The 22,392-nt window shown below is 64.4% G+C and carries 18 protein-coding genes; 6 read left to right on the top strand and 12 right to left on the bottom strand.

The window, feature by feature from the left end; genetic code table 11:
* Nucleotides 1-13 precede the first annotated feature (13 nt).
* The 7 genes from WIN67_RS05590 to WIN67_RS05560 form a co-directional block, all read right to left on the bottom strand.
* Nucleotides 14-1,024, bottom strand: a complete 1,011-nt coding sequence (locus WIN67_RS05590; protein WP_110652336.1) for a chemotaxis response regulator protein-glutamate methylesterase — start codon at nucleotides 1,022-1,024, stop codon at nucleotides 14-16.
* On the bottom strand, nucleotides 1,021-3,339 hold the full coding sequence (locus WIN67_RS05585) for a hybrid sensor histidine kinase/response regulator (RefSeq protein WP_339070745.1): 2,319 nt from the start codon (nucleotides 3,337-3,339) through the stop codon (nucleotides 1,021-1,023). Before WIN67_RS05585 ends, WIN67_RS05590 begins: the two co-directional genes overlap by 4 nt.
* Nucleotides 3,336-4,022, bottom strand: coding sequence for a chemotaxis protein CheW (locus WIN67_RS05580; protein ID WP_339070744.1), 687 nt, complete (start codon nucleotides 4,020-4,022; stop codon nucleotides 3,336-3,338). Before WIN67_RS05580 ends, WIN67_RS05585 begins: the two co-directional genes overlap by 4 nt.
* Complete coding sequence (locus tag WIN67_RS05575; RefSeq protein ID WP_339070743.1) at nucleotides 4,019-5,296, bottom strand: protein-glutamate O-methyltransferase CheR; 1,278 nt, start codon at nucleotides 5,294-5,296, stop codon at nucleotides 4,019-4,021. The genes WIN67_RS05580 and WIN67_RS05575 overlap by 4 nt, the downstream gene beginning before the upstream one ends.
* Nucleotides 5,293-5,829, bottom strand: coding sequence for a chemotaxis protein CheW (locus tag WIN67_RS05570; protein WP_110596464.1), 537 nt, complete (start codon nucleotides 5,827-5,829; stop codon nucleotides 5,293-5,295). The genes WIN67_RS05575 and WIN67_RS05570 overlap by 4 nt, the downstream gene beginning before the upstream one ends.
* A complete protein-coding gene (locus tag WIN67_RS05565; RefSeq protein WP_102861327.1) occupies nucleotides 5,829-7,451 on the bottom strand; it encodes a methyl-accepting chemotaxis protein in 1,623 nt (540 codons plus the stop codon). Before WIN67_RS05565 ends, WIN67_RS05570 begins: the two co-directional genes overlap by 1 nt.
* 214 nt (nucleotides 7,452-7,665) lie before the next feature.
* Entirely contained in the window at nucleotides 7,666-8,391 is a 726-nt protein-coding gene (locus tag WIN67_RS05560) for a tellurite resistance TerB family protein (RefSeq protein ID WP_110652331.1), read from the bottom strand.
* A 402-nt stretch (nucleotides 8,392-8,793) separates the two neighbouring features.
* Between WIN67_RS05560 and WIN67_RS05555 the strand changes: the two genes are divergently transcribed.
* The 3 genes from WIN67_RS05555 to WIN67_RS05545 all read left to right on the top strand — a co-directional run bounded on the left by WIN67_RS05555 (nucleotide 8,794) and on the right by WIN67_RS05545 (nucleotide 11,640).
* Nucleotides 8,794-9,204: a hypothetical protein gene (locus WIN67_RS05555; RefSeq protein WP_339070742.1), complete on the top strand. Its 411-nt coding sequence runs from the start codon at nucleotides 8,794-8,796 to the stop codon at nucleotides 9,202-9,204.
* 35 nt (nucleotides 9,205-9,239) lie between these two features.
* The gene (locus WIN67_RS05550) at nucleotides 9,240-10,262 is read left to right on the top strand and encodes a hypothetical protein (protein ID WP_339070741.1); all 1,023 of its coding nucleotides are present in this window, start codon (nucleotides 9,240-9,242) and stop codon (nucleotides 10,260-10,262) included.
* Between the two features lie 184 nt (nucleotides 10,263-10,446).
* A complete protein-coding gene (locus WIN67_RS05545) occupies nucleotides 10,447-11,640 on the top strand; it encodes a DUF418 domain-containing protein (RefSeq protein ID WP_339070740.1) in 1,194 nt (397 codons plus the stop codon).
* On the opposite strand, the gene WIN67_RS05540 is transcribed toward WIN67_RS05545, so the two are convergent.
* Nucleotides 11,637-12,170, bottom strand: coding sequence for a GNAT family N-acetyltransferase (locus WIN67_RS05540; RefSeq protein WP_339070739.1), 534 nt, complete (start codon nucleotides 12,168-12,170; stop codon nucleotides 11,637-11,639). The genes WIN67_RS05545 and WIN67_RS05540 overlap by 4 nt on opposite strands.
* Before the next feature lie 199 nt (nucleotides 12,171-12,369).
* On the opposite strand from WIN67_RS05540, the gene WIN67_RS05535 reads away from it, so the two are divergent.
* A complete protein-coding gene (locus tag WIN67_RS05535; protein ID WP_102878516.1) occupies nucleotides 12,370-13,989 on the top strand; it encodes a glucan biosynthesis protein D in 1,620 nt (539 codons plus the stop codon).
* A gap of 153 nt (nucleotides 13,990-14,142) precedes the next feature.
* Here the strand turns inward: WIN67_RS05535 and WIN67_RS05530 are convergent, their stop codons facing one another.
* The 4 genes from WIN67_RS05530 to WIN67_RS05515 all read right to left on the bottom strand — a co-directional run bounded on the left by WIN67_RS05530 (nucleotide 14,143) and on the right by WIN67_RS05515 (nucleotide 18,541).
* Complete coding sequence (locus WIN67_RS05530) at nucleotides 14,143-15,249, bottom strand: NADH:flavin oxidoreductase/NADH oxidase (RefSeq protein WP_102878515.1); 1,107 nt, start codon at nucleotides 15,247-15,249, stop codon at nucleotides 14,143-14,145.
* A 244-nt stretch (nucleotides 15,250-15,493) separates the two neighbouring features.
* Nucleotides 15,494-15,877, bottom strand: coding sequence for a DUF6124 family protein (locus WIN67_RS05525; RefSeq protein ID WP_179597942.1), 384 nt, complete (start codon nucleotides 15,875-15,877; stop codon nucleotides 15,494-15,496).
* Nucleotides 15,878-16,231: 354 nt separating this feature from the next.
* Nucleotides 16,232-17,941 carry a single-stranded-DNA-specific exonuclease RecJ gene (recJ, locus tag WIN67_RS05520; RefSeq protein ID WP_110596457.1) on the bottom strand — a complete coding sequence of 570 codons (1,710 nt, stop codon included), beginning with the start codon at nucleotides 17,939-17,941 and terminating at the stop codon, nucleotides 16,232-16,234.
* A 57-nt stretch (nucleotides 17,942-17,998) separates the two neighbouring features.
* A complete protein-coding gene (locus WIN67_RS05515; RefSeq protein WP_011059467.1) occupies nucleotides 17,999-18,541 on the bottom strand; it encodes a YaeQ family protein in 543 nt (180 codons plus the stop codon).
* Nucleotides 18,542-18,760: 219 nt separating this feature from the next.
* Between WIN67_RS05515 and WIN67_RS05510 the strand changes: the two genes are divergently transcribed.
* Together WIN67_RS05510 and WIN67_RS05505 are read left to right on the top strand one after the other, a co-directional pair.
* Entirely contained in the window at nucleotides 18,761-20,497 is a 1,737-nt protein-coding gene (locus WIN67_RS05510; protein WP_339070737.1) for a hypothetical protein, read from the top strand.
* A gap of 139 nt (nucleotides 20,498-20,636) precedes the next feature.
* Nucleotides 20,637-22,367: a hypothetical protein gene (locus WIN67_RS05505; RefSeq protein WP_339070736.1), complete on the top strand. Its 1,731-nt coding sequence runs from the start codon at nucleotides 20,637-20,639 to the stop codon at nucleotides 22,365-22,367.
* Nucleotides 22,368-22,392 lie beyond the last annotated feature (25 nt).

Raw genomic sequence — 22,392 nt, 5'->3', positions numbered from 1 at the left:
CTGCGTTTTTCAGTCATTTGGCAAATATCTCCAGCAAACGTGGAGCGATCTTGTCCAGTGGGCGAATCTCTGCGGCGGCACCGATGGCAGCGGCCGCCTTGGGCATGCCATACACCGCGCTACTGTTCTGGTCCTGAGCGATGGTCAAATAACCCTGATCGCGCATCAACTTCAAGCCCTGGGCACCATCGCGACCCATGCCGGTCAGCAGCACCCCCACCGCATCGCCATTCCAATAGCTGGCGACACTCTCGAAAAACACGTCGATGGAGGGCCGGTAGATTTCATTCACCGGTTCGGCGGTGTAGGCCAGGGTGCCGTTCTTCAACAAGCGGATATGGTGGTTGGTGCCTGCCAGCAATACGGTGCCGCTTTGCGGCGGCTCGCCTTCACGGGCCAGCCGTACCTGCAAGCCGGACGCGCTGCTGAGCCACTCGGCCATGCCGGCGGCGAACACCTGGTCAACATGCTGGACCAGCACGATGGCGGCGGGAAAGTCCTTTGGCAAGCCCTTGAGCAGCACTTCCAGGGCCGCCGGGCCACCGGCGGAAGAGCCAATGGCCACCAGGCTCTGGCGTGGCGCCCCGCTGCGCAGCGGCACCGGCGCCGAGCGCACCCGACTGCCGCGCTGGCCGATCAGCCAGCCGATATTGAGGATCTTGCGCAGCAGCGGCGCCGCCGCCTCCTGGGCATTGCCCGCGCCCAGGGCCGGGGTGTCCACCACGTCCAGGGCGCCATGGCCCATGGCCTCGAACACTCGGTGCACATTCTGCTGACGGTCGACGGTGACGATCACAATGGCGCAAGGCGACTCGGCCATGATCCGCCGCGTGGCCTCGACACCATCCATGACCGGCATGATCAGGTCCATGAGAATCAGGTCCGGCGTCAGTTCGGCGCAGTATTTCACCGCCTCGGCGCCATTGGTGGCGACCCACACCACCTCGTGGCTGGGGTCGAAGGCCAGGGCCCGGCGCAACGCCTCCACGGCCATGGGCATGTCGTTGACTATCGCTATCTTCATGCCCGCGCTCCTCCAATCAGCTCAACCACTGCGTCGAGCAGGGCGTCGTCATGGAAACTGGCTTTGGCTAGATAGTAGTCGGCGCCGGCATCCAGTCCACGGCGCCGGTCTTCCTCACGATCCTTGTAGGACACCACCATCACCGGCAGGGATTGCAGGCGATTGTCGCGACGCAAGAGTGTGACCAATTCAATTCCATCCATTCGCGGCATATCGATATCGGTGATCAGCAAGTCGAAGCTTTCCGAACGCAAGGCATTCCAGCCATCCATGCCGTCCACTGCAACGGCCACATCGTAGCCGCGATTGATCAATAGCTTGCGCTGCAACTCTCGCACCGTCAGTGAGTCGTCCACCACCAGAATACGCTTGCGCGCAGCCTGTGCATGCTGCTGGTGATGACGTGCGATGCGCTCCAGGCGGCCGGTATTGAGCAGTTTGTCCACCGAACGCAGCATGTCCTCGACATCCACGATCAGCGCCACCCGACCATCATCGAGCAAGGCCCCGGCGGAAATATCCTGGATCTTGCCCAGGCGGTCATCCAGCGGCAGCACCACCAGGGTGCGCTCGCCGATAAAGCGTTCCACGGCGATCCCGTACACCGCATCACGCTCGCGAATCACCACCACCTTGAGAGTCGGCGCGTTGGTCTCGGTCGCCGGCCGCTGCAACAGTTGACTGGCAGCCACCAGCCCCACATGCCGCCCCTCGTGCCAGAAATGCTGGCGCCCCTCCACCTGGACGATGGACTCAGGCTCCAGGTCGCACATGCGTTCGATATGGGCCAGCGGAAAGGCGTAGGCCTCGTCGCCGACCTCCACCACCAGGCTGCGCACCACCGACAGGGTCAAGGGCACTTCCAGGTGGAAACGGCTGCCCTGGCCGCTGGTCTGCTCCAGCTCCACCGCGCCACGCAGCTGCCGCACCATATGCTGCACGGCATCCAGGCCGACGCCGCGTCCGGAAACCTCGGTGACTTTGTCCCGCAGACTGAAACCCGGCAGGAACAGGAAAGTCAGGAGTTCTTCCTCGCTGAGCTGGGCGGCGGTCTGGGCCGGCGACAGCTGACGCTCGACAATGCTCTGGCGCAAGCGCTCAAGATCCACGCCGTTGCCGTCATCACTGAGTTCCAGCACCAGAAGACCGGCCTGGTGCGAGGCCCGCAGACGAATCACCCCTTCGGCCGGCTTGCCCGCCAGCAGGCGCTGCTCGGGCAGCTCGATACCGTGGTCGACGGCATTGCGCAGCAGGTGAGTCAGCGGTGCTTCGAGTTTCTCCAACACATCGCGGTCGACCTGGGTTTTCTCGCCTTCGACTTCCAGGCGTACCTGTTTACCCAGGCTGCGCCCCAGATCGCGGACCATGCGCACCTGACCGGTGAGGACATCGGCAAAGGGCCGCATGCGACAGGCCAGGGCCGTGTCATAAAGCACCTGGGCCCGTTGACTGGCCTGCCAGCCGAACTCATCGAGCTCGGCGGTCTGCAGCGCCAACAGTTGCTGGGACTCGGCCAGCAAGCGTCGCGCGTCGGCCAGTGCTTCCTGGGCCTCCAGGCTCAGCGCATGCTCCTTAAGGTGCAGGTTGAGGTTTTCCAGGGCGGCCAGGCTGTTGCTCTGAATCCGTTTCAGGCGCTGCATCGTGACCAAGTAGGGCTTGAGCCGCTGGGTTTCCACCAGGGATTTGCTCGACAGGTCCAGCAAGCTGTTGAGGCGCTCGGCGGTCACCCGCAGCACCCGCTCGCCGCCTTCGGTCATGCGCTTGCCTGGGCGCCCGCTGCTCACTGCCGGCTCCAGGGCCGGATCGCTCGGTGGCGGCAAGGGCTCCAGTTCCTTCGGCAACTGCGCCATGGGCGCCACTGGTGCTTCCAATTGCGGCTCTGGCGGGGCGCTGTCCTGGGCCGGCACGCTTGGCGTTCCCGGTCCTTGAGTCAGCAGGCGCTCCATCAAGGCCACATAGGCCGGAATATCCGGCGCCACGGTCTCGGCGCCCCCGGGACTGGCAATCCGCATCAACAGGTCGGTGCCCTGCAACAGGGCGTCGATATGCTCGGGCTGCAGGTACAGTCGCCCTTCCTGGGCACTGACCAGGCAATCCTCCATCACGTGGGCAACGCTGACCCCGGCATCGACCCCGACAATCCGCGCCGCGCCCTTGAGCGAGTGGGCGGCGCGCATGCAGGCTTCCAACTGGTCGGCCTGGGTCGGATTGCGCTCCAGGGCCAGCAGCCCGGTACTGAGTACCTGGGTCTGGGCCTCGGCTTCCAGGCTGAACAGTTCCAGCAACGAGGCATCGCGCATTTGATCGGGGGTCATGTCAGGCTCCGGGTCACGGCCAAGAGCAGTTGCTCTTCATCCAGCAAGCGCAGGCTGCGTCCCTGCCATTGCAACACGCCACGGGTGTACTTGGCATTGGCCTGTTCTCCGGAGAGCGAGGCACCGTTGAGAAGGCGTTCGTCGATGGCATGGATGCCGTGCACCTCATCCACCGGCACCACCACCGGGCCGCCCTCGGCCCCAATGATCAGCATCCGCGGCATGACCCGCCCCGCGGCAGCGACCACCGGTGTGCCATCCAGGCCCAGCAGTTCGGTCAATGACAGACAGGCCACCAGGGCCCCGCGCACGTTGGCCACCCCCAGCAACGCCCGGGAACGCTGGTGAGGCAAGGAATGGATTTCCTGCAGCGGTGCCACCTCCAGCAGGCACCGGGTCGCCAGTCCCAGCCACTCCTCGCCGAGACGGAACATCAGCAGCGAACGGGTAACCACATCGCTGTCGGCCTCCAGGCTCAGCGCGTGTTCCCGGTCCTCCTGACGCAACGAATAGCGGTCCAGCAGGCGCGTAGCAGCGGCGGAGTAGACCGCGCAGTTACGACAATGGATATGCTCGGCGAGCAAAGGGCAGGACTTGTCGCCGTGGATGCCGATGCGGTTCCAGCAATCGTCGATGGCCTGCGCATCTTCACGGGTCACGTCCAATGAGTAGGAATGGCTCATCGTTTCAACTCACTGTCGGCAGTGCGAGTGCTGCGGGCAGCGCGCTCCTGCAATCGTTGGGCTCCGGCGACATCGCCCTGGGATGCCAGCAGCGCCGCCAGGTGCGCCAGGGCTTCAGGGTGCTGGGGAGCCAGGTACAGGGCCTTGCGGTAGAAACCCTGGGCTTCCATGGCGTTGCCGGCCACATCGCTGAGCAGCCCCAGCCAATAGAACACCTGGGCCACAGGTTCATGCTGCTGCAGATAGCGCTCGCAGGCGGCACGGGCTTGCGCGCTCTTGCCCTCATTGGCCAAGGCGGCAATGTTGGCCAGCAGGCTCGCGGCATCGCTGACCGCCAGCGTGTTCTCGGCCACCGGGGCCTGGGCCGCGCGGGCGGCAAAGGGGCGCTGGCGCGGCGCTACAGGCGGCGGATTGCGCGGTGGCAGCGGCAAGGACAAGGGCTGGGGCAAGGCCACCGGAACCGCTGCAGGCTCGGGTTCAGTGTGCCGGCTGAAGGCAAAGGACTGGGGAATACCGATGGAGCGCATGCCCAGACGCCCCAGCAGGCTGCCCTCGGCAGGCCCGATGAACAGCACCCCCTCTTCATGGGTCAGGCGCTTGAGCACCTCGAACACCTGGTGCTGGGTCGGCTGGTCGAAATAGATCAGCAGGTTGCGACAGAAAACAAAGTCGAAAGGCGGCTCGCTGGCCAGCAAGCCCGGGTCCAGGACATTGCCCACTTGCAGCCGTACCTGCTCGCGAACCCGCTCGCTCAAGCGATAACGATCACCCTCGGCGCAAAAGTGCCGCTCACGGAACTCGGTGTTCTGGCCACGAAAGGAATTCTTGCCATAGACCGCCCCCCGAGCCCGTTCCACCGACAACGGACTGACGTCCAGGCCGTCGACCTTGAACTGGTGGGGAGCCAGGCCGCCATCCAGCAGGGCCATGGCAATCGAGTAGGGCTCCTCGCCGGTGGAGCACGGCAGGCTCAACAGGCGCAAGGCGCGCATGCCCTTGATCTGTGACAGACGTTCCTTGGCCAGCTTGACCAGGGTGGCGAAGGATTCCGGATAACGGAAAAACCAGGTTTCCGGAACGATCACGGCCTCGATCAGTGCCTGCTGCTCATCCCGGGAACCTTGCAGCTTTTGCCAGTATTCGTCGCTGCTGAGGGCATCCAGGGAGTTGCGGCGCTGGCGCACCGCGCGTTCGATGATCGCCGGGCCCACCGAGGCGACGTCCAGGCCGATTCGCTCTTTGAGAAAGTCGAAAAACCGTTGTTCGTCGCTCATCGAGGCTCCTCAAGCGACGCCGGGTCCAGAGGCTCGGCCGGAAACAGCAACTCCCGCACCTGCGCGCTCAGCAAGTCATCGACCCGCACCCATTGCAAAAGCCCCTGGGCGTCTTCACGCACCGGCCCCAGATACGGCGCCTGACGGTTGTCCAGGCCATAGGGCTGGAATTCCTGGGGGTCGCAGCGCAACGTGTCGTTGGCCTGCTCCAGCAACAAACCCAGCACTCGGGGTGGCTGGGAGCCGTCGCCACGGTAGTGCACCAGCACCAACCGGGTACTGGTACGCAACTGCGCCGCACGCCCGAACGTCAGCTCGCACAGGTCGATGACCGGCACCACCACCCCGCGATAGGCAAAGACCCCGGCGACCCAGGACGGTGCCTGGGCAATGGGCTTGAGCTGCAGGCGCGGCAACACCTCCACCACGTCAACGGCCTGTAGTGCATAGCGCTCCTGACCGATGCGGAACACCAGGAACAGAGCACTGCGCGCCCCGGCTGCGGCGCTGCGCTTGTGCGCGAACTCATCCATCAGACTTTGAAACGCGAGACGCCGCTGCGCAGGCCCACGGCCACCTGGCTCAGCTCATCAATGGCAAAGCTGGCCTGGCGCAGGGACTCGACGGTCTGGCTGCTGGCATCCCCCAGTTGCACCAGGGCATGGTTGATCTGCTCGGCGCCGGTGGCCTGGGCCTGCATCCCTTCATTGACCATCAGCACCCGAGGCGCCAGGGCCTGAACCTGATGGATGATCTGCGACAGCTGCTCGCCCACCTGCTGCACCTCGGCCATGCCGCGACGCACCTCTTCGGAAAACTTGTCCATGCCCATCACCCCCGCCGACACCGCCGACTGGATCTCGCGGACCATCTGTTCAATGTCGTAGGTGGCGACGGCGGTCTGATCCGCCAGACGTCGCACTTCAGTGGCCACCACGGCAAAGCCGCGACCGTACTCGCCGGCTTTCTCCGCCTCGATGGCGGCGTTCAACGACAGCAGGTTGGTCTGGTCGGCAACCTTGACGATGGTCACCACCACCTGATTGATGTTGCCGGCCTTCTCGTTGAGGATCGCCAGCTTGGCGTTCACCAGGTCCGCGGCGCCCATCACCGAATGCATGGTGTCTTCCATGCGCGCCAGGCCCTGCTGGCCGGAACCGGCAAGCACCGAAGCCTGATCGGCGGCGCTGGATACTTCAGTCATGGTGCGCACCAGATCCCGGGATGTCGCGGCGATTTCCCGCGACGTGGCACCAATTTCCGTGGTGGTGGCGGCGGTCTCGGTGGCGGTGGCCTGTTGCTGCTTGGAGGTGGCGGCAATCTCGGTCACCGATGTGGTGACCTGCACCGACGAACGCTGGGCCTGCGATACCAGGGCAGTGAGCTCGGTCATCATGTCGTTGAAGCCGGTTTCCACCGCGCCGAACTCGTCCTTGCGCTCCAGGTTCAAACGGCCGCTGAGGTCACCGGTGCGCATGATTTCAAGAATGCTCACGATGCGATTCATCGGCGCCATGATCGCCCGCATCAACAGCAGGCCACACAGACCAGCGACGAAAATCGCCACCAGCAACGACACGCCCATCCCAACCTTGGCTGCGGCCACGGCATCGTCGATGGCATGGGTGGCAGAATCGGCTATGCGCTTGTTGAAACTGATGAGCTCGTTGAGCTTGATGCGGCCCTTGATCCAGAGCGGGGTCAGTTGCTCGTTGAACAAGCGGATCGCCTCAGCACTCTGGTTCCGCAGGTGCAGGTCCAGCACCTGGGCCATGACGCGATTGAACTCTTGATGGTCTTTCTCGAAGGCCGCGAACGCAATCCGATCCTCCTCAGCGGTGATGGACTGCTGGTAACCGGCCATCTGAGTCTGCAGGTTTTCTTCATATTTCCTGAAGTTTTCCTGGTCTTGGGCGCTGATGCCCTGGTCCCGCTTGAGCCCGATGATTTCCATCGTCTGTCGGTAGTTGTCGACCCAGGCTCCGCGAATCATCGAACTGAAATAAACCCCGGGCACTGCGTCATTGCGCATGCGCTCTTCACCGGCTTCGATCTTCAACAGGCGCGAGTACGAGACGACGACCATCAACAACATGATGGCAATAATCACCGCAAAGCTCGCCAAAATGCGTTGGCGCAACGTCCAGTTCTTCACAGTCAGTCCTCGAAGCCATTCAAAAATGGAAGGAGTATAGCCGAGGACGATGCAGGTTTTATGGGTGGTTTAAGAACCCGAATGGCACTTTCGGCATCTTTGTGCGCCCGCTCTGGATGGTGGCTTAGCGGGCACTTTCAGGCTTGCAGAAGGTATTTCGGCAATACCTTCCGGCAGAACCGCCATCCTTGGCAAACGACAAGTCCCAGGTGCTTCAGAGAACGCTCTGGCGCACCTGGCTTTCCAGTTCCGCCTTTAGCCCCGGCGCCAGTTTCAACTGACGCGCCAGTTCGTCCAGGTAGGCCTTTTCCATGAAGTGTTCTTCATCCACCAGCATCACGCTGGCCAGGTACATCTCGGCCGCCATCTCCGGGGTGCTGGCAGCACGGGCCACGTCCGCCGGGTCCAGGGGTTTGTTCAACTCGCTGTGCAGCCAGTTCTGCAATTGCGGATCGTTGTCCAGCTTGCGGAACTCGCCTTCGATCAGTGCCCGCTCACGCTCATCCACGTGACCATCGGCCTTGGCTGCCGCCACCAGGGCCTTGAGGATTGCCTGGCTGTGCTGCTCCACCTGCTGCGCCGGCAGCCGGTCAAGGGTCTGCGGCTCGTTGCGAGGAGCAGTGCCCTGTTGCGCTTGCCAGTTGCCGTAGGCTTTGTAGGCCAGCACTCCGAGAGCCGCCAGGCCGCCATAGGTCAGGGCCTTGCCGCCAAACTTGCGGGCCTTCTTGTTGCCCAGCAGCAAGCCCATGGCGCCAGCTGCCAGGGCCCCGCCGCCCGCTCCGGACAGCAGTCCACCCAGCCCGCCGGCCTGGCCGCCGAGCAAACCGCCAAGACCACTGGAATCGGGCCGGGCCTTGTCCGTTGGCGCCGCGCCTGCCTTGTTCTGCAGCAACTCCTGACCGGACCTGAGTAATTGATCGAGCAATCCACGGGTGTTCATCTGCCGCCTCCGGAAAATTGGGTGTCACATCGACACATAAGGCCGTAAGCCTAGAGAGAAGTGCCCAGGTTCAGGGGGACGATAGTGCTTCTGAATGTTGCTTTCACAGGAACCGGACAAAGGACCGGACAACGGGCCAGACACATGACCTGCACCACGAGCAAGATCGCCTTGCAGGAGCCGGCTTGCCAACGAAGCCCCCCACGCGCGCGAAATGCCTGCATCAAGGGTCCTCGATCTGCACCCACCCAGGCTGCCAGACTGGATTAGCGCCCCGAGTTACGGCACTATCGCCCGCCTGAAAAAACCCGGCGCCACCGACCGGAATCGCTGAAGACCTTCCGGCAGCAAGGATGCGCCCATGCCCCGACAGAACTGTGCCACCGCCCACGAGTGCCGCCCATGAGCCTGGACACCGTAGGCCGTTATCACCTGATACGCATCATCACCGGCCTCGTGCCCCTTTCGCTGCCGGCGCCGCTGTTCTATCTGGCACATGTCTGGGGCATAGCGGTGTATCGCAGTCACTTCGGTTCCATCGCCAAGGGCTTCGGCCTGGGAATGATGGTGGAACTCCTGCTCCAATTGCTGATCCTCGTCAGCGTGCTGGTGGCCCTGGTGCCCAACCTGAAGGCCAAGCTGGGCCTGGTCGGCGCCCTGGTGCTGTTCACCGCCTGGGCGATGTTTCCCGACCATCCGATACGTGGCTACGTCTATTGCTTCCTGATGAGCGTGCCGCTGCTGCTGGCAATCTGGCTGGCGCAGTGGCTGTGCCGCTGCTGCGTGCCGACACCCCCGCCGGACACGCCATGACCCGCGCTCCGCCTCCAACCTCGATGAGTTCGCCGATGCCCGCCCTTCGTCATCTCTTGCGCCCGTTGCTCGCCGCCCTGTTGCTTGGCGCCGCCACCCAGGCGGCCCAGGCCGCTGCCCCAGCCTGCCCGTCCAGCGACCTGCCGACCTTCGCCAAGGCCTTTGCCAGCAGCCCGGAGCTGCAGCAGGCGTTCACCGATTCGCCGCTGATCGAACAGCGCCCGAGCCATGACGAGTACGGCCGCGAGATCACCACCCGGCACAAGCTGACGGGCGATACCCGCCACCTGCTGACCCTGCTCGATCCACAGGCCCAGGCTCGGGCCGGACTGCAAGCCTTCTGGGAGAGCCAGACCCTGGTGGTGCATGATCCGCTGGGCGACGTGGTCCAGGCCTTCGTCTTTCAACAGGGCGCCTGCTGGCAACTGGTGCGGGTGGAGCAGTGGTCCATGGACGGCCTGCTCAACCAGGACGCCCCGGCCAATGAAACCGCCCTGCAGCGACAGATGCGCAAGGCCGATCTGTTCCTGGGCTACGGCGGTCGCGAGCAGTACCTGTTGACCCAGTACTTCTTCGAGCTGGGCCAGCAGCTTCTGCTGGACGCCGCCCGGCATGGCTCGGCCACGGCGGCGGTGCGGGCAGTGAGCCTGGGTTACTCGGGCATGGCACCGGAGCTCAAGCCCGGGGAGCCGGAAGAACTGCTGCTGCCTTACGCCCAGACCGATGCCGAGGCGGCGTTGATGCTGTCGATGTACTACTGCGACCCCCGCGGCGATGGCTCCGTCAATGAGTGCCAGCAACCGCGCAAGTCCGAAGAGCTGGTGCAGCGCACCGCCCGGGAACTGGACTCGGCCGACGCCTACTACTACCTGGGCAGCGGCTACGCCGAGGGCAAGTGGGGCACCACCGATGGCCCCCGGGCCCTGGCTTGCTACCGGGAAGCGATCAAGCGCGGCGACCTGAACAGCCTCCGGCCCCTGACCTGGTGGACGAAAAAAGGCCAAACACCCGCCGGTGAAGCCCAGTGCCTGCCAGCCACGGCGCCGGCGGGGAGCTGACCCCGGAGCGGCGTGCCGGCCCTGGGGCGGACACGGCGCCGCAGGTTTGTTGACTTTTTTTCACAAGAGTTTGATTGCCCGCACACCGCCTGATCGCGTTAATTGAGCCTTCACTCCATTCACCGACAGGCCCGCCCATGCACCTCGCCGCTCTGGAACACGCCCCGCAGCCCAGGTCCCGGAAATGAACGCGCCGTTGCCGCGCAAGGCGTCACGCCTGCAGCAGGTCGACGCCCTGCGCGGCTTCGCTCTGCTGGGCATCCTGGCGGTGAACATCTGGTCTTTCGCCGACCCCTACTACGCCTCGCCGGTCAGCAACCCGGCCTACGCCAGCGACCTCGACCACCTGATCCGCTGGCTGGTGTCGGTGCTGTTCGAGGCCAAGTTCTACCTGCTGTTCTCCTTCCTGTTTGGCTACAGCTTCACCCTGCAGATGGCCTCCGCCGAGCGGGCGGGCGAACGCTTCGTGCCGCGCATACTGCGGCGGCAACTGGCCTTGCTGGCCATCGGCCTGGTGCACGGCGCACTGCTGTTCTACGGCGAGATCCTCATCCTGTACGCCCTGCTGGGCCTGGTGCTGCTGACGCTGCGCGGATTGTCGGCAAGGTGGGCCGCGACCCTGGCGCTGGTGCTGATCACGGGAACCGCCGTGCTGATCCTGCTGTTGGGTGTCCAACTGCTGAGCGCCGGTCTCTACACCGGCGCCGCCGACGGCGCAGCGGTGCTCAAGGACATGGCCCTGGGCGGCGATGCCCTGGATACCCTGGCCTACAACGCCTCTCACCTGCTGGAGACCGCTTCTGCCCTGTGGCTACTGCAGGGCCCCAGCACCCTGGCGATGTTCCTGCTGGGCTATGTCGCCGGGCGCAAAGGCCTGCTGGTGGCGCCTTACCGCTTTGAACGCAGGCTGCCAGGGCTGCTGGCCCTGACCCTGCCCCTGGGCCTGGGTGGCGCCCTGCTTTACGGATACTGGGCAGCCTACGCCCCCGGTGGTGGTCTGGAAGTCATCGGCTACGGCATCAGCCAACTGACCGCGCCGCTGCTCTCGGCCAGTTACGCCATGCTGCTGCTCAGGGCCTTTCATTCCCCTCTGGGCCAGCGTCTGTGCCAACGCCTGGCCCCTCTGGGCCGGATGTCCCTGAGCAACTACCTGCTGCAATCACTGATCCTCTGCCTGCTGTTCACCGGCTACGGACTGGGGCTGATCAACCATCTGTCGCCGCTGTGGATGCCCGTCCTGGTAATCGCCATCTACTTGTTGCAGATGCAACTCAGCGCCCTGTGGCTGCGTTCTCATCAGTACGGCCCTTGCGAGTGGCTGCTGCGGGCGCTGACCATCGGTGCCTGGCCGAGCTGGCGCAAGCCCCTCCAGGCTTAAACCAGACGCAGATAGAGGTGGATATCCTCGGGCTCCAGGCGCAGCAGCTCCGGGTCCGGGATGGCCAGCAGCTCACAGCCCAGGCCGGTGTAAAAATCCACGGTGAGCCGCGACGGCGTGGCCGACACGTACAAGCCCTGGGCGCCCATCAACAGGGCCTGCTCCCGAGCCAGGGCGAAGAGTTGCCGGCCCAGGCCAAGGCCGCGATAAGCCCGGCTCACATGCAGGAACTTCAACTGCCGCAAGTCCAGCCCAGCAGCCTCGATAGGCAGGCAATCCACCACCGCCGCGGCCACCAGAGCCGGGCCATCGAACACCCCATGCAACCAGCCGCCGCGCTGGTAACACTGCTGCAAGATCAGCGCGTCATGCTCGGCCTCGCCCTCCGGCCAGCCCTCCACCACTTCATGCTGGGCATAACGCAGCAGAACCCCCTCCTGCAGGCGGTAGAACTCATCGATGACCTCGGCACGGTCGATCAATTTGAGCCGTTGGATATCGTCTTCGCTGAGCAGGCGCGGGTGCAGCATGGGACAGGTTCCTAGAGCTGATCAGTGGTTACCAATGGACACAAGCTAATCATTTTTCTGCCCCTGGCGAACCGTTTATTCTATCCGCCGTCTGTTCACATTCAGTTGCGTTTGGCCGATGGCTTGACCGAACCTCACCTCGCGATCCCCTCATACAGCCAGGAACGGCTGGGGATCTTTCCCCGTATAAGGTTCACCTATGCACCGCAGGAATCTCCTCAAAGCCTCCATGGCCCTGGCGGCCTACACCGGCCTCTCGGCCAGCGGTCTGCTGGCAGCCAGGGCCTGGGCCGGCGCCGCTGATGGCCAAGCCCAGGCATTCGATTTCGAGCGCCTCAAGGCCCAGGCCAAGCAACTGGCCGGCCAGCGATACGTGGACACCAAGCAGGTGCTGCCACCGACCCTGGCGCAGATGACGCCGCAGAACTTCAACGCCATCCAGTACGACAGCCAGCACTCGCTGTGGAATGACCTGAACGGCCAGCTGGATGTGCAGTTCTTCCATGTGGGCATGGGCTTCAAGCAACCGGTGCGCATGCACAGCGTCGACCCCAAGACCCGTCAGGCGCGGGAAGTGCACTTCCGTCCCGCGCTGTTCAACTACCAGAACACCAGCGTCGACACCGCCCAGCTCAAGGGCGACCTGGGCTTTGCCGGCTTCAAGCTGTTCAAGGCTCCGGAACTGGACAGGCATGACGTGGTGTCCTTCCTCGGCGCCAGCTATTTCCGTGCAGTGGACGCCACCGGCCAGTACGGCCTGTCGGCCCGGGGCCTGGCCATCGACACCTACGCCAAGCGCCGCGAGGAATTCCCCGACTTCACCCAGTTCTGGTTCGAGACCCCGGACAAGGACAGCACCCGCTTCGTGGTCTACGCCTTACTGGATTCGCCAAGCGCCACCGGTGCCTACCGCTTCGACATCGACTGCCAGGCCGAGCGCGTGGTGATGGAGATCGACGCCCACATCAACGCCCGTACCGCCATCGAACAACTGGGCATCGCACCGATGACCAGCATGTTCAGCTGCGGCACCCATGAACGGCGCATGTGCGACACCATCCACCCGCAGATCCACGACTCCGACCGCCTGGCCATGTGGCGCGGCAATGGCGAATGGATCTGCCGCCCGTTGAACAACCCGGCCAACCTGCAGTTCAACGCTTTCGCCGACAAGGACCCGAAGGGCTTCGGCCTGGTGCAGACCGACCACGAGTTCGCCAGCTACCAGGACACCGTGGACTGGTACAGCCGTCGTCCGAGCCTGTGGGTCGAGCCCACCACCGCCTGGGGCGAAGGCAGCATCGACCTGCTGGAAATTCCCACCACCGGCGAAACCATGGACAACATCGTGGCCTTCTGGACCCCGAAAAAACCCGTGGCCGCCGGCGACTCCCTGAACTACGGCTACAAGCTCTACTGGAGCGCCCTGCCGCCGGTAGGCACGCCACTGGCCCGGGTCCACGCCACCCGTTCCGGCATGGGCGGCTTCGTCGAAGGCTGGGCCCCGGGCGAGCACTACCCGCCAGTCTGGGCCCGACGCTTTGCCGTGGACTTCACCGGCGGCGGCCTCGATCGTCTGCCCGCCGGCACTGGCATCGAACCGGTGGTCACCGCCTCCAACGGCGAGGTCAAGGACTTCAGCATCCTGGTGCTGGACGAGATCAAGGGCTACCGCATCCTCTTCGACTGGTACCCAACCAACGACAGCGTCGACCCGGTGGAACTGCGGCTGTTCATCCGCACCCAGGACCGCACCCTGAGCGAAACCTGGCTGTACCAGTACTTCCCCCCGGCGCCGGACAAGCGCAAATACCCCTGATCGGCTGACCGCCCCCGGCACGCCCCAGGGGCCTCTTCGCCGGCAAGCCGGCTCCTACAGCCTCCGTAGGAGCTGGCTTGCCAGCGAGGGCGTCCTGAAGCCAGGCACAAAAAACCGGCCCAAGCGGGCCGGTTTTTTTACATCGGCACAACCTTAATCGCGCAAGTCCGACTCATGAATCGGCTGGTCCCTGTGGGTCGCCCGCTGATACTGCGCCGGCCAGATTGCCTTGCGCCCGCCCAGGTCATCATCGGCATGCAGCGGCCAGTAAGGATCGCGCAGCAGCTCCCGGGCGAGGAAGATGATGTCCGCCTGACAGGTGCGCAGAATGTGCTCGGCCTGGGCCGGCTCAGTGATCAGCCCCACGGTGCCGGTGGCCATGCCCGACTCCTTGCGCACCCGCTCGGCAAAACGCGTCTGATAACCCGGCCCGGTGGGAATCTCGGCATTGGCCGCGGTGCCGCCGGACGACACATCGATCAAATCCACCCCCAGATCCTTGAGGCGCCGCGCCAGCTCGACGGTCTCGTCCGGGTTCCAGCCGTCCTCCACCCAATCGGTGGCCGACACCCGCACGAACAGCGGTAGCTCTTCGGGCCAGACTTTTCGTACCGCCTCGGTCACTTGCAACACCAGGCGAATGCGATTTTCGAACGAACCGCCGTACAGGTCCTGACGCTGATTGCTCAGGGGCGAGAGGAACTGGTGCAGCAGGTAGCCGTGGGCGGCATGCACCTCCACCACCTTGAAACCAGCCTCCAGGGCGCGTTTGGCGGCCGCGACGAAGGCCTGGATGATCTCGTCGATCTGCCCTTGGTCCAGTTGGGTGGGCGGCGTGTGCTGCGGATCGAAGGCAATCCGCGATGGCCCCACCGGCACCCAGCCGCCGTCCTCGGGCTTGACGCTGCCGGACTTGCCCAGCCAGGGCCGATGGGTACTGGCCTTGCGCCCGGCATGGGCCAGCTGGATACCCGCCACCGCGCCCTGGGCGGTAATGAAACGGGTGATGCGCTGCAAGGGTTCGATCTGCGCGTCGTTCCACAGGCCCAGGTCCTGGGCGGTGATGCGGCCCTCGGCGGTGACCGCCGTGGCCTCGGTGAAGATCAACCCGGCGCCGCCGACGGCGCGGCTGCCCAGGTGCACCAGATGCCAGTCGTTGGCCAGCCCGTCCACCGACGAGTACTGGCACATGGGCGACACGGCGATGCGGTTGAGCAGGGTCAGTTGACGCAAGGTATAGGGTTCAAGCAGCAGACTCATGGGGCACCTCTCGATCAATGGTCAGGCTCCAGGGTTCTGTTTGAACGGTCGACGAGTGACTGCGAAGTGAAGCGCCCGCCCCCGCGGGAAGATGGATGACAAAAGGTCACAAGGCCAATCAGACAGTGCTTAGAGACTAGTCGACAACAGTGTCGCTGGCAGGGTTCCTGATGGGTGCCGGGGTAAAAACTTGCCTCCGGACCCAAGCGCTAGCCGCTGCGGCGGGGCAGCGGCTAGCAGAGCGTCAGATTGCAGGCCCCCTGCGATTGCCATCGAGCAAGGCTTCCACCACGCCGCGGGCCATCTCCACCGAATGCACCAGCGACCAGATCAGGCCACGCTCGATGCCGCTGGCGTGCTCGGTGATTTCATCGGACACCTCCTCGGCGGCCTTGAGCAGCATGGACACATGAATCAGCGCTTCTTCGGCACTGATACCGGGGCGCACAGTGAAGGGGTTATCGGGGCCCGCAGAACCAGCAGCGGTGGGTTGCAGCGTCGCGATCAGCGAGCCCTCTACGCCGATATTGGCCAGGGCATGGCGAACCCTTTCATTGGCCAGATCGTGGGCAGGATTACGACGGGAAGAAGGAGGGGAAACAGGCGGATCGGGGACGATCTTTTTCATGGTGTAGCTCCTCGACGATGAAGCCTCCACACCTAACGCTGCTAGACGTTTAAAAAGGGTGGCGGCTGTACGCGGGCTAGCAGACCGGGTCGAGGAACCGGTGCGCCCGAAAGCGCCCCCACGCACAGCCGCCATAACAGCACACTGCAAATCTGAATTGCAGTGCTGATGGCATCGCTTGCGTTCGACCCGGGCTGCTATTCCCGATCACTGATAGGCAGTGATGAACCGAGACTAGTCAGCTGAGTAGATCGCCACAAGCGCCCGGGAGTGTCTCGGAAACCCCTTACAAAAGAAAGAGACATACCGCCATCCCGCTTTCCAAAAGTCTGGCGAAACCAGCCACAGCGTCCCTTAACGCGGTTCGATATGGGCAATCATCAACTGTACGGTTTCCTGGCCACGGAACTCGTTGAGGTCAAGCTTGTAGGCCAGCTCCACCCAGCGGATGGTCGGGTTGGGCCAGACTTCGCGGTCGATGCCGAAGGCGATGCCGTCCAGCTTCAGCGAGCCGCACTCGCTGCGCAGCACCACTTTCAGGTGACGCTCGCCGACGATGCGTTGCTCCACCAGTTCGAACACCCCGTGGAACATCGGCTCGGGGAAGTGCTGGCCCCAGGGACCGGCGTGGCGCAGGGCACGGGCCAGTTCCAGGTGGAACTCTTCCACCGCCAGGGTGCCGTCCGACAGCAGGCGCCCGGTGAGGTCTTCTTCGCGCAGCTGGCGCCGCACTTCTTCGTCGAAGGCTTCGGCAAAGGCCGGGAAGTTCTGCTCCGGCAGCGACAACCCGGCGGCCATGGCATGGCCGCCGAACTTGCTGATCAGTTGCGGATGGCGCGCGGCCACAGCGTCCAGGGCGTCGCGGATATGGAAACCCGGCACCGAACGCGCCGAGCCTTTGAGCATGCCCTCGCCAGCGTCGGCAAAGGCGATGGTCGGCCGGTGGTAACGCTCTTTCAGGCGCGAGGCGAGAATCCCGATCACCCCCTGGTGCCACTCGGCGTCGAACAGGCACAGGCCGAACGGCATGGATTCCACCGGCAGCTCCTTGAGCTGGGCCAACGCTTCGCGCTGCATGCCCTGCTCGATGGACTTGCGGTCCTGATTCAGCTCGTCGAGCTGGGCGGCCATGGCCCGGGCGGCGGAAACGTCGTCGCTGAGCAGGCATTCGATGCCCAGGCTCATGTCGTCCAGGCGTCCTGCAGCGTTAAGCCGCGGGCCGAGGATAAAGCCCAGGTCGGTGGAGGTGATGCGCGAGTGATCGCGCTTGGCCACTTCGAGAATCGCCTTGAGCCCCGGCCGCGCGCGACCGGCGCGAATCCGCTCCAGGCCCTGGTGCACCAGGATGCGGTTGTTGGCGTCCAGGGGCACCACGTCTGCCACGCTGCCCAGGGCCACCAGATCCAGCAGCTCGCCGATGTTCGGCTGCGGCCGGGTTTCATAGCGACCCAGGCTGCGCAGGCGCGCACGCAGGGCCATCAGCACATAGAAGATCACCCCGACCCCGGCCAGGGCCTTGCTGGGGAACTCGCAGCCCGGCTGGTTGGGGTTGACGATGGCGTCCGCCGCCGGCAGTTCATGGCCGGGCAAGTGGTGGTCGGTGACCAGCACTTGCAAGCCTGCTGCCTTGGCCGCCGCCACGCCTTCGACACTGGAGATGCCGTTGTCCACGGTGATCAGCAACTGCGGCTCGCGCTGCAGGGCCACGGCGACGATTTCCGGGGTCAGGCCGTAGCCGTATTCGAAGCGGTTGGGCACCAGGTAATCGACGTGGGCCGCGCCCAGCAGGCGCAGGCCCAGCACGCCCACGGTGCTGGCGGTGGCACCGTCGGCATCGAAGTCGCCGACGATGAGGATGCGCTGGCGCTGGTCCAGAGCGGTCACCAGCAGGTCCACCGCGGCGTCGATGCCCTTGAGCTGCTGATACGGGATCAGCCGCGCCAGGCTCTTGTCCAACTCCTCCACCGATTGCACGCCACGGGCGGCATAAAGGCGGGTCAGCAGTGGCGGCAGATCGCCAAGAAAGGGCAGGACGGCGGGCAACTCACGGGGTTCGATACGCATGGGCTAACAGCAACTTCTCTTGGAGGACGGTGGATCGTTCAGGGGCAGAGCGGGCGATCAGCCGCGCTCACCCAGCAGCCATTCCAGCTGCACTTCGTGCTGGCCGCGATCGTCGGTGACGAAGATCGTGCCTTCGCTGATCATCACGTCCCACTTGATGACGCGTGGCATGTCCTTGGCCAGGGTCTCAAGGACCTCCTGGGGCACGCCGGCGATGTTGAGGTTCTTCAGGTTCTTCACCGCATCCAGCACCCGGGTCTGCCAGACCCGCAGGCTGCCGTAGGCCAGCAGGCTGGTGCGCTCGGTGCGGCGCGAGCACCAGGTCAGGCGATCGGCGTCCGGCTGGCCGACTTCGATCCAGTGCAGGACGCGGTCATCCAGGCTCTTTTCCCACAGGGCGGGTTCATCCACATCCGACAGACCCCGACCGAACGACAGGTGCTCGTTGTACCAGAAGGCGTAGGCCAGCAGCCGCACTGTCATGCGTTCTTCAGTTTCCGAAGGGTGACGGGCGATGGTCTGCTTGACGCTTTCATAGACCCCGCGGTCGAGGTCGGTCAGGTTCAGTTCGAATTTGTAGGTGGTGGACGGCTGGGCCATGTGCGGGCTTCTTGAGTGTGCGAAAAGGCGGCAAGTCTAACCCGAAACCTGCCGCCCTGCCCGACCACTGACCGGGCCAACCCTGCTCTGGATGACATCCGCTGAAACGCATTGGCTGGGTAAAGTCGGTTGCCAGCCTGTAGCCATGGCTTTATAACCCCGCGCAAACCGGCTGGCGCGTAACGCGCCAGAGCCGCAGTTCAATAGAAAAGGACGTCCATGACCCTCTTTGTCATCCTGCTTGTCATCGCACTGGTGTTCATCGCACTGATTCTGTACTCCCGCCGGAAAATCGCCGAACAGAGCGAGGGTCTGGTAATGACCAGCAACCTCACCGCCCAGATCAATCAGACCCTGCTGCTGAGCAAGGCCGAGCCGCTGCTGGCGCTGAAACTGGCAGAGACGCTACCCGGCGAGGCCCGGGAACTGGCCTTGCAGTTGGTGGCCAGCGAGCTCTACCTGGCAGGACACAAGGCCCAGGCCCTGGCGATCTACCAGCAACTGCCGCCCCACGCCCGGGACTACGTGCTCAATACCCTGATCGAAACACTGCTCGACACCGACGATACCCAAGCCTGCCTGGAACTCCTGGAGAACTGGGGTGAAGCCCTGCCCAGCTGGCCGCTGCTGCAAGTGCGTATCCTTCAGGCCCGCGGCGAACAGGACCAGGCTCTGGCCGTACTGGGCGAACTGAGCGACCCGCGCCAAGCGGCCGCCCAGGAACGCCAGAGCATCGGCAACCTGCTGATCCTGGCGCGCCTGCAGCATCAGGCCGGGATGCAGGATGCGGCGCTGGCCAGCGTTGAGCAGGCGTGGTCGGCGTTTGAAGAAACCGAAGAGGGCCATCGCCAGTCGACGCTGCGCAGCCTGTTCGAAGCCTGCGCAACCCTGGGTCAGTTCGACACGATCCTGACCCGGGCCGCGCCATTGCCGGCAGAAGAACAGGCCCAGGCAGTCGCCGCCCTGATCAAGGCCGCTCAGCTGGACTCAGCCCTCAACCTGCTGGCCCCCATCAACGACGCGCTCTACTCCACCACGTACAGCGAACTGATGGACCTGACCCTGGCCCTGCCGCCGATCGATAACGCCCTGCGCCTGCTGGACAAAGCCCCCGACCGGGATCGCTACAGCCTTCTGCTGAGCCTGCTGAACCATCTGGCAGCACAAGGCCAGACCGCAGAAGCCGAAGCACTGCTGCTGACTCTGGAACCTGAACCGAGCCAGCATCCCGGCCTGATGCTCAGCCTCTGTGAGCAGCACCACGCCACACAGCCGCAATGGGCCGAGGCACTGCTGGCCAAGGCGCTGCAACAGATCGACGGTTACAAGAATGACCATGAGTTCTGGAGCGGCATACGCATGCAGGCCCTGCGCACCCAGCTCCAGCTGCAAAGCCGGCTGCCGGCCCATCGCCGGGACAGCTGGCTGGTACGCAGCAGCCTTGAGGAGTTGCACCGCCTGCACCAGCAGCAAGACGGCGAACAGCAATTGCTGTGCATTCGCGAGCAGACCAAGTTGCTGCACGACCTGGGGCAGACCGCCCAGGCCAGGACCCTGTTGGAGCAGGCCCTGGCATTGCTGGACAGCGACAGCCTGCCGGAGGTCGATGAGATGGACACAACCTTCTACCTGGAGGACATCGCCAGCGCCTACCTGAGCATCGACGAAGCAGAGCAGGCCCAGGCCCTGCAGGATCGATTGCACAGCCTGGAGGCCGGTAGTCGCGACCTGGAAGAGGACCTGCTGCTCAATCACATCGAGCACCAGCGTTACGCCCAGGCCATCGAGGCCCTGACCCTGAGCGTCTTGCTCAGCGACAAGAAGCCTCTGTCACGCCTGTATCAGGCCCTGGAGGAGCTGCAGCAACGGGCCCCCGAGCGGGCCAGCGAACTCCAGCAACAGCTGCTGGAACGGTTTAGCAGCGGGATGGCCTGGCGCGCCTTCCAGGCGAACTGACCCAGCGGCCTTTTGCGCGCCCCCAACGGGGCGCTATTGGCGTCCAGGGGCTTGACCATCGGCTCCAGCCGTTTCAATGCCGGCAGCACATTGCCGCGGTCCGCCAGGCTCAGTTCTCGCCCCCAAGGAAAACCGAATCATGGAAGTGTTTATCATCCTGCTGCTCATCACCGGCGTGATCTCGCTGCTGGTGGTCTATGCCCACAAGGGCAGCAGCAATGACCAGGGCACCAGCCTGGGCATCAACCTGGACGAGGAGGCGCAGATCTATCGCTCGGCGTACCTGAGCGCCGTCGAACCGCAGGTGGCCCTGCAACTGGCCCAGCGCCTGACGGGCAAAGCCCGGCAACAGGGGCTGCTGCAGATACCCGCCGCGCTGTACCGGCAAGGCAACCAGGCCCAGGCCCTGGAAGTCCTGGCCGAGCTCGATGAAACCTACCAGCCCATGGCGCTGTACCGACTGCTCGAAACCCTGCTCGACAAGGACGGCCCGCAGGCGGTGCTGAGCCTGTTGGAGCGCCTGCATCAGCCCCTGCCGTCAGCGCCCCTGCTGCGCATCCCGCTGTTGGTGGCCCGCGGTGAACTTGAGCAGGCCCGCGCCTTGCTGGTGACCTTCGGTGTCGAGCAGTTGAACCAGGGCTGTGCCAGTGAGCACCGAAAGTTGGCGACCCTGCAACGCAGTGTGGGCCTGGCCGAGCAGGCCGCCATCAGCCTCGGCCTGGCCTGGCAACTGCTGCTCAAACAGCCGGCCGACGAACTGGACCCGTATGAAGTGGAACAGACCCTGCGCGAGTTCCGTGCCCAGGGGCAGGACGCGCAGTTCCCGGCCATGGCCGCGCAATTGCCCGCGTCGGCCCAGATCATCGTTGTGGTCTTGCTGATACAAGCCGGGGAATTCGACGCCGGATTCGAACTGCTGGCGCAGAACCCCGAGCCCGAGGACTACTGCGGCTACCCACCGCTGCTCAAGCTGATCCTGGACGCCAGCCGCCCGGATCTGGCGGCACCGCTGATCGCCCAGGTGCCAGTGAGACACGCCAGCGAGATGCTGCTGAGCCTGTTGCACTGGCATGTCGCACGCCATGAGTTGGCCGAGGCCGAGGCGGCCTTGCAGGCCTGCGCGGTCGCGCCCTCGCAGCGTCTCTGGTGCCTGCTCTCTGTGTGGCGCACCTACCTCGAGGAGCACCCGCATTGGTGCGCCCACCTGCTGGAGCAGGCCCTGCTGACACTGGAGACCTGGCGTGGCGCTGAGCAATGGCCGTGGCATCGCCTGCTGATCGTGGAAACCCAGTTGTGGGTGCAGGCTGCCCTGGCGCCCCAGCGCCGCGACAGCGAGCTGATCCGCAACGGTCTTGAGGAAGTGGCGCTCCTCAACACCCAGCTTGAATACGCCGATCGCCCGGTGAAACAGGCAGCACAGGCCAAATTGCTGCATGACCTGGAACAGACCCGGCAAGCCATCGAACTGCTGGACCAGACCGTGCAAGCGCTCGACGACGAAGCTCAGAATGCGGCGATGGACCCAGCGGAAAAAAACTACCACCTGGCACAGCTGGCACTGGTCTACCTCTACATCGACGAGCAGGCAAAAGCCGCCGAGCTCAAGAGCCGCCTGGAACAGAACCTGTCCTATGCCAGCCAGTTGAGCCACGCCACGCTGCTGAACCATATCCGTCAGCAACGTTTCGAAGAAGCCATTGCCGGCCTGGAACTGGGCAGCCTGTTTAACAGCGATAACCCGCTGCAGCAGTTGCACCTGGCCCTGGAAACCCTAAGCCAGAACGCCCCCGAACAGGCCCATAGGTTGCGCCAGAAACTCCTCGACAGGCTGGCCGACGACAGCCTCTGGAGTCAGCCGAGCGCCGCCTGAGGCCGAGTACTGGCCCGCCGCGGCA

The organism is Pseudomonas idahonensis (assembly GCF_037903935.1).
GTDB classification, from domain to species: Bacteria; Pseudomonadota; Gammaproteobacteria; order Pseudomonadales; family Pseudomonadaceae; genus Aquipseudomonas; species Aquipseudomonas danubii.
The sequence above is the reverse complement of the archived record's forward strand: the minus strand, read 5'-3'. Positions and strand labels throughout refer to the sequence as shown.

What these genes read in the sequence shown, in the direction of transcription:
- WIN67_RS05560 (WP_110652331.1), bottom strand. Translation starts at nt 8,391, where the DNA reads ATGAACACCCGTGGATTGCTCGATCAATTACTCAGGTCCGGTCAGGAG.
- WIN67_RS05555 (WP_339070742.1), top strand. Translation starts at nt 8,794, where the DNA reads ATGAGCCTGGACACCGTAGGCCGTTATCACCTGATACGCATCATCACC.
- WIN67_RS05505 (WP_339070736.1), top strand. Translation starts at nt 20,637, where the DNA reads ATGGAAGTGTTTATCATCCTGCTGCTCATCACCGGCGTGATCTCGCTG.
- WIN67_RS05575 (WP_339070743.1), bottom strand. Translation starts at nt 5,296, where the DNA reads ATGAGCGACGAACAACGGTTTTTCGACTTTCTCAAAGAGCGAATCGGC.
- WIN67_RS05535 (WP_102878516.1), top strand. Translation starts at nt 12,370, where the DNA reads ATGCACCGCAGGAATCTCCTCAAAGCCTCCATGGCCCTGGCGGCCTAC.
- WIN67_RS05530 (WP_102878515.1), bottom strand. Translation starts at nt 15,249, where the DNA reads ATGAGTCTGCTGCTTGAACCCTATACCTTGCGTCAACTGACCCTGCTC.
- WIN67_RS05585 (WP_339070745.1), bottom strand. Translation starts at nt 3,339, where the DNA reads ATGACCCCCGATCAAATGCGCGATGCCTCGTTGCTGGAACTGTTCAGC.
- recJ (WP_110596457.1), bottom strand. Translation starts at nt 17,941, where the DNA reads ATGCGTATCGAACCCCGTGAGTTGCCCGCCGTCCTGCCCTTTCTTGGC.
- WIN67_RS05550 (WP_339070741.1), top strand. Translation starts at nt 9,240, where the DNA reads ATGCCCGCCCTTCGTCATCTCTTGCGCCCGTTGCTCGCCGCCCTGTTG.
- WIN67_RS05515 (WP_011059467.1), bottom strand. Translation starts at nt 18,541, where the DNA reads ATGGCCCAGCCGTCCACCACCTACAAATTCGAACTGAACCTGACCGAC.
- WIN67_RS05580 (WP_339070744.1), bottom strand. Translation starts at nt 4,022, where the DNA reads ATGAGCCATTCCTACTCATTGGACGTGACCCGTGAAGATGCGCAGGCC.
- WIN67_RS05540 (WP_339070739.1), bottom strand. Translation starts at nt 12,170, where the DNA reads ATGCTGCACCCGCGCCTGCTCAGCGAAGACGATATCCAACGGCTCAAA.
- WIN67_RS05510 (WP_339070737.1), top strand. Translation starts at nt 18,761, where the DNA reads ATGACCCTCTTTGTCATCCTGCTTGTCATCGCACTGGTGTTCATCGCA.
- WIN67_RS05525 (WP_179597942.1), bottom strand. Translation starts at nt 15,877, where the DNA reads ATGAAAAAGATCGTCCCCGATCCGCCTGTTTCCCCTCCTTCTTCCCGT.
- WIN67_RS05545 (WP_339070740.1), top strand. Translation starts at nt 10,447, where the DNA reads ATGAACGCGCCGTTGCCGCGCAAGGCGTCACGCCTGCAGCAGGTCGAC.
- WIN67_RS05590 (WP_110652336.1), bottom strand. Translation starts at nt 1,024, where the DNA reads ATGAAGATAGCGATAGTCAACGACATGCCCATGGCCGTGGAGGCGTTG.
- WIN67_RS05570 (WP_110596464.1), bottom strand. Translation starts at nt 5,829, where the DNA reads ATGGATGAGTTCGCGCACAAGCGCAGCGCCGCAGCCGGGGCGCGCAGT.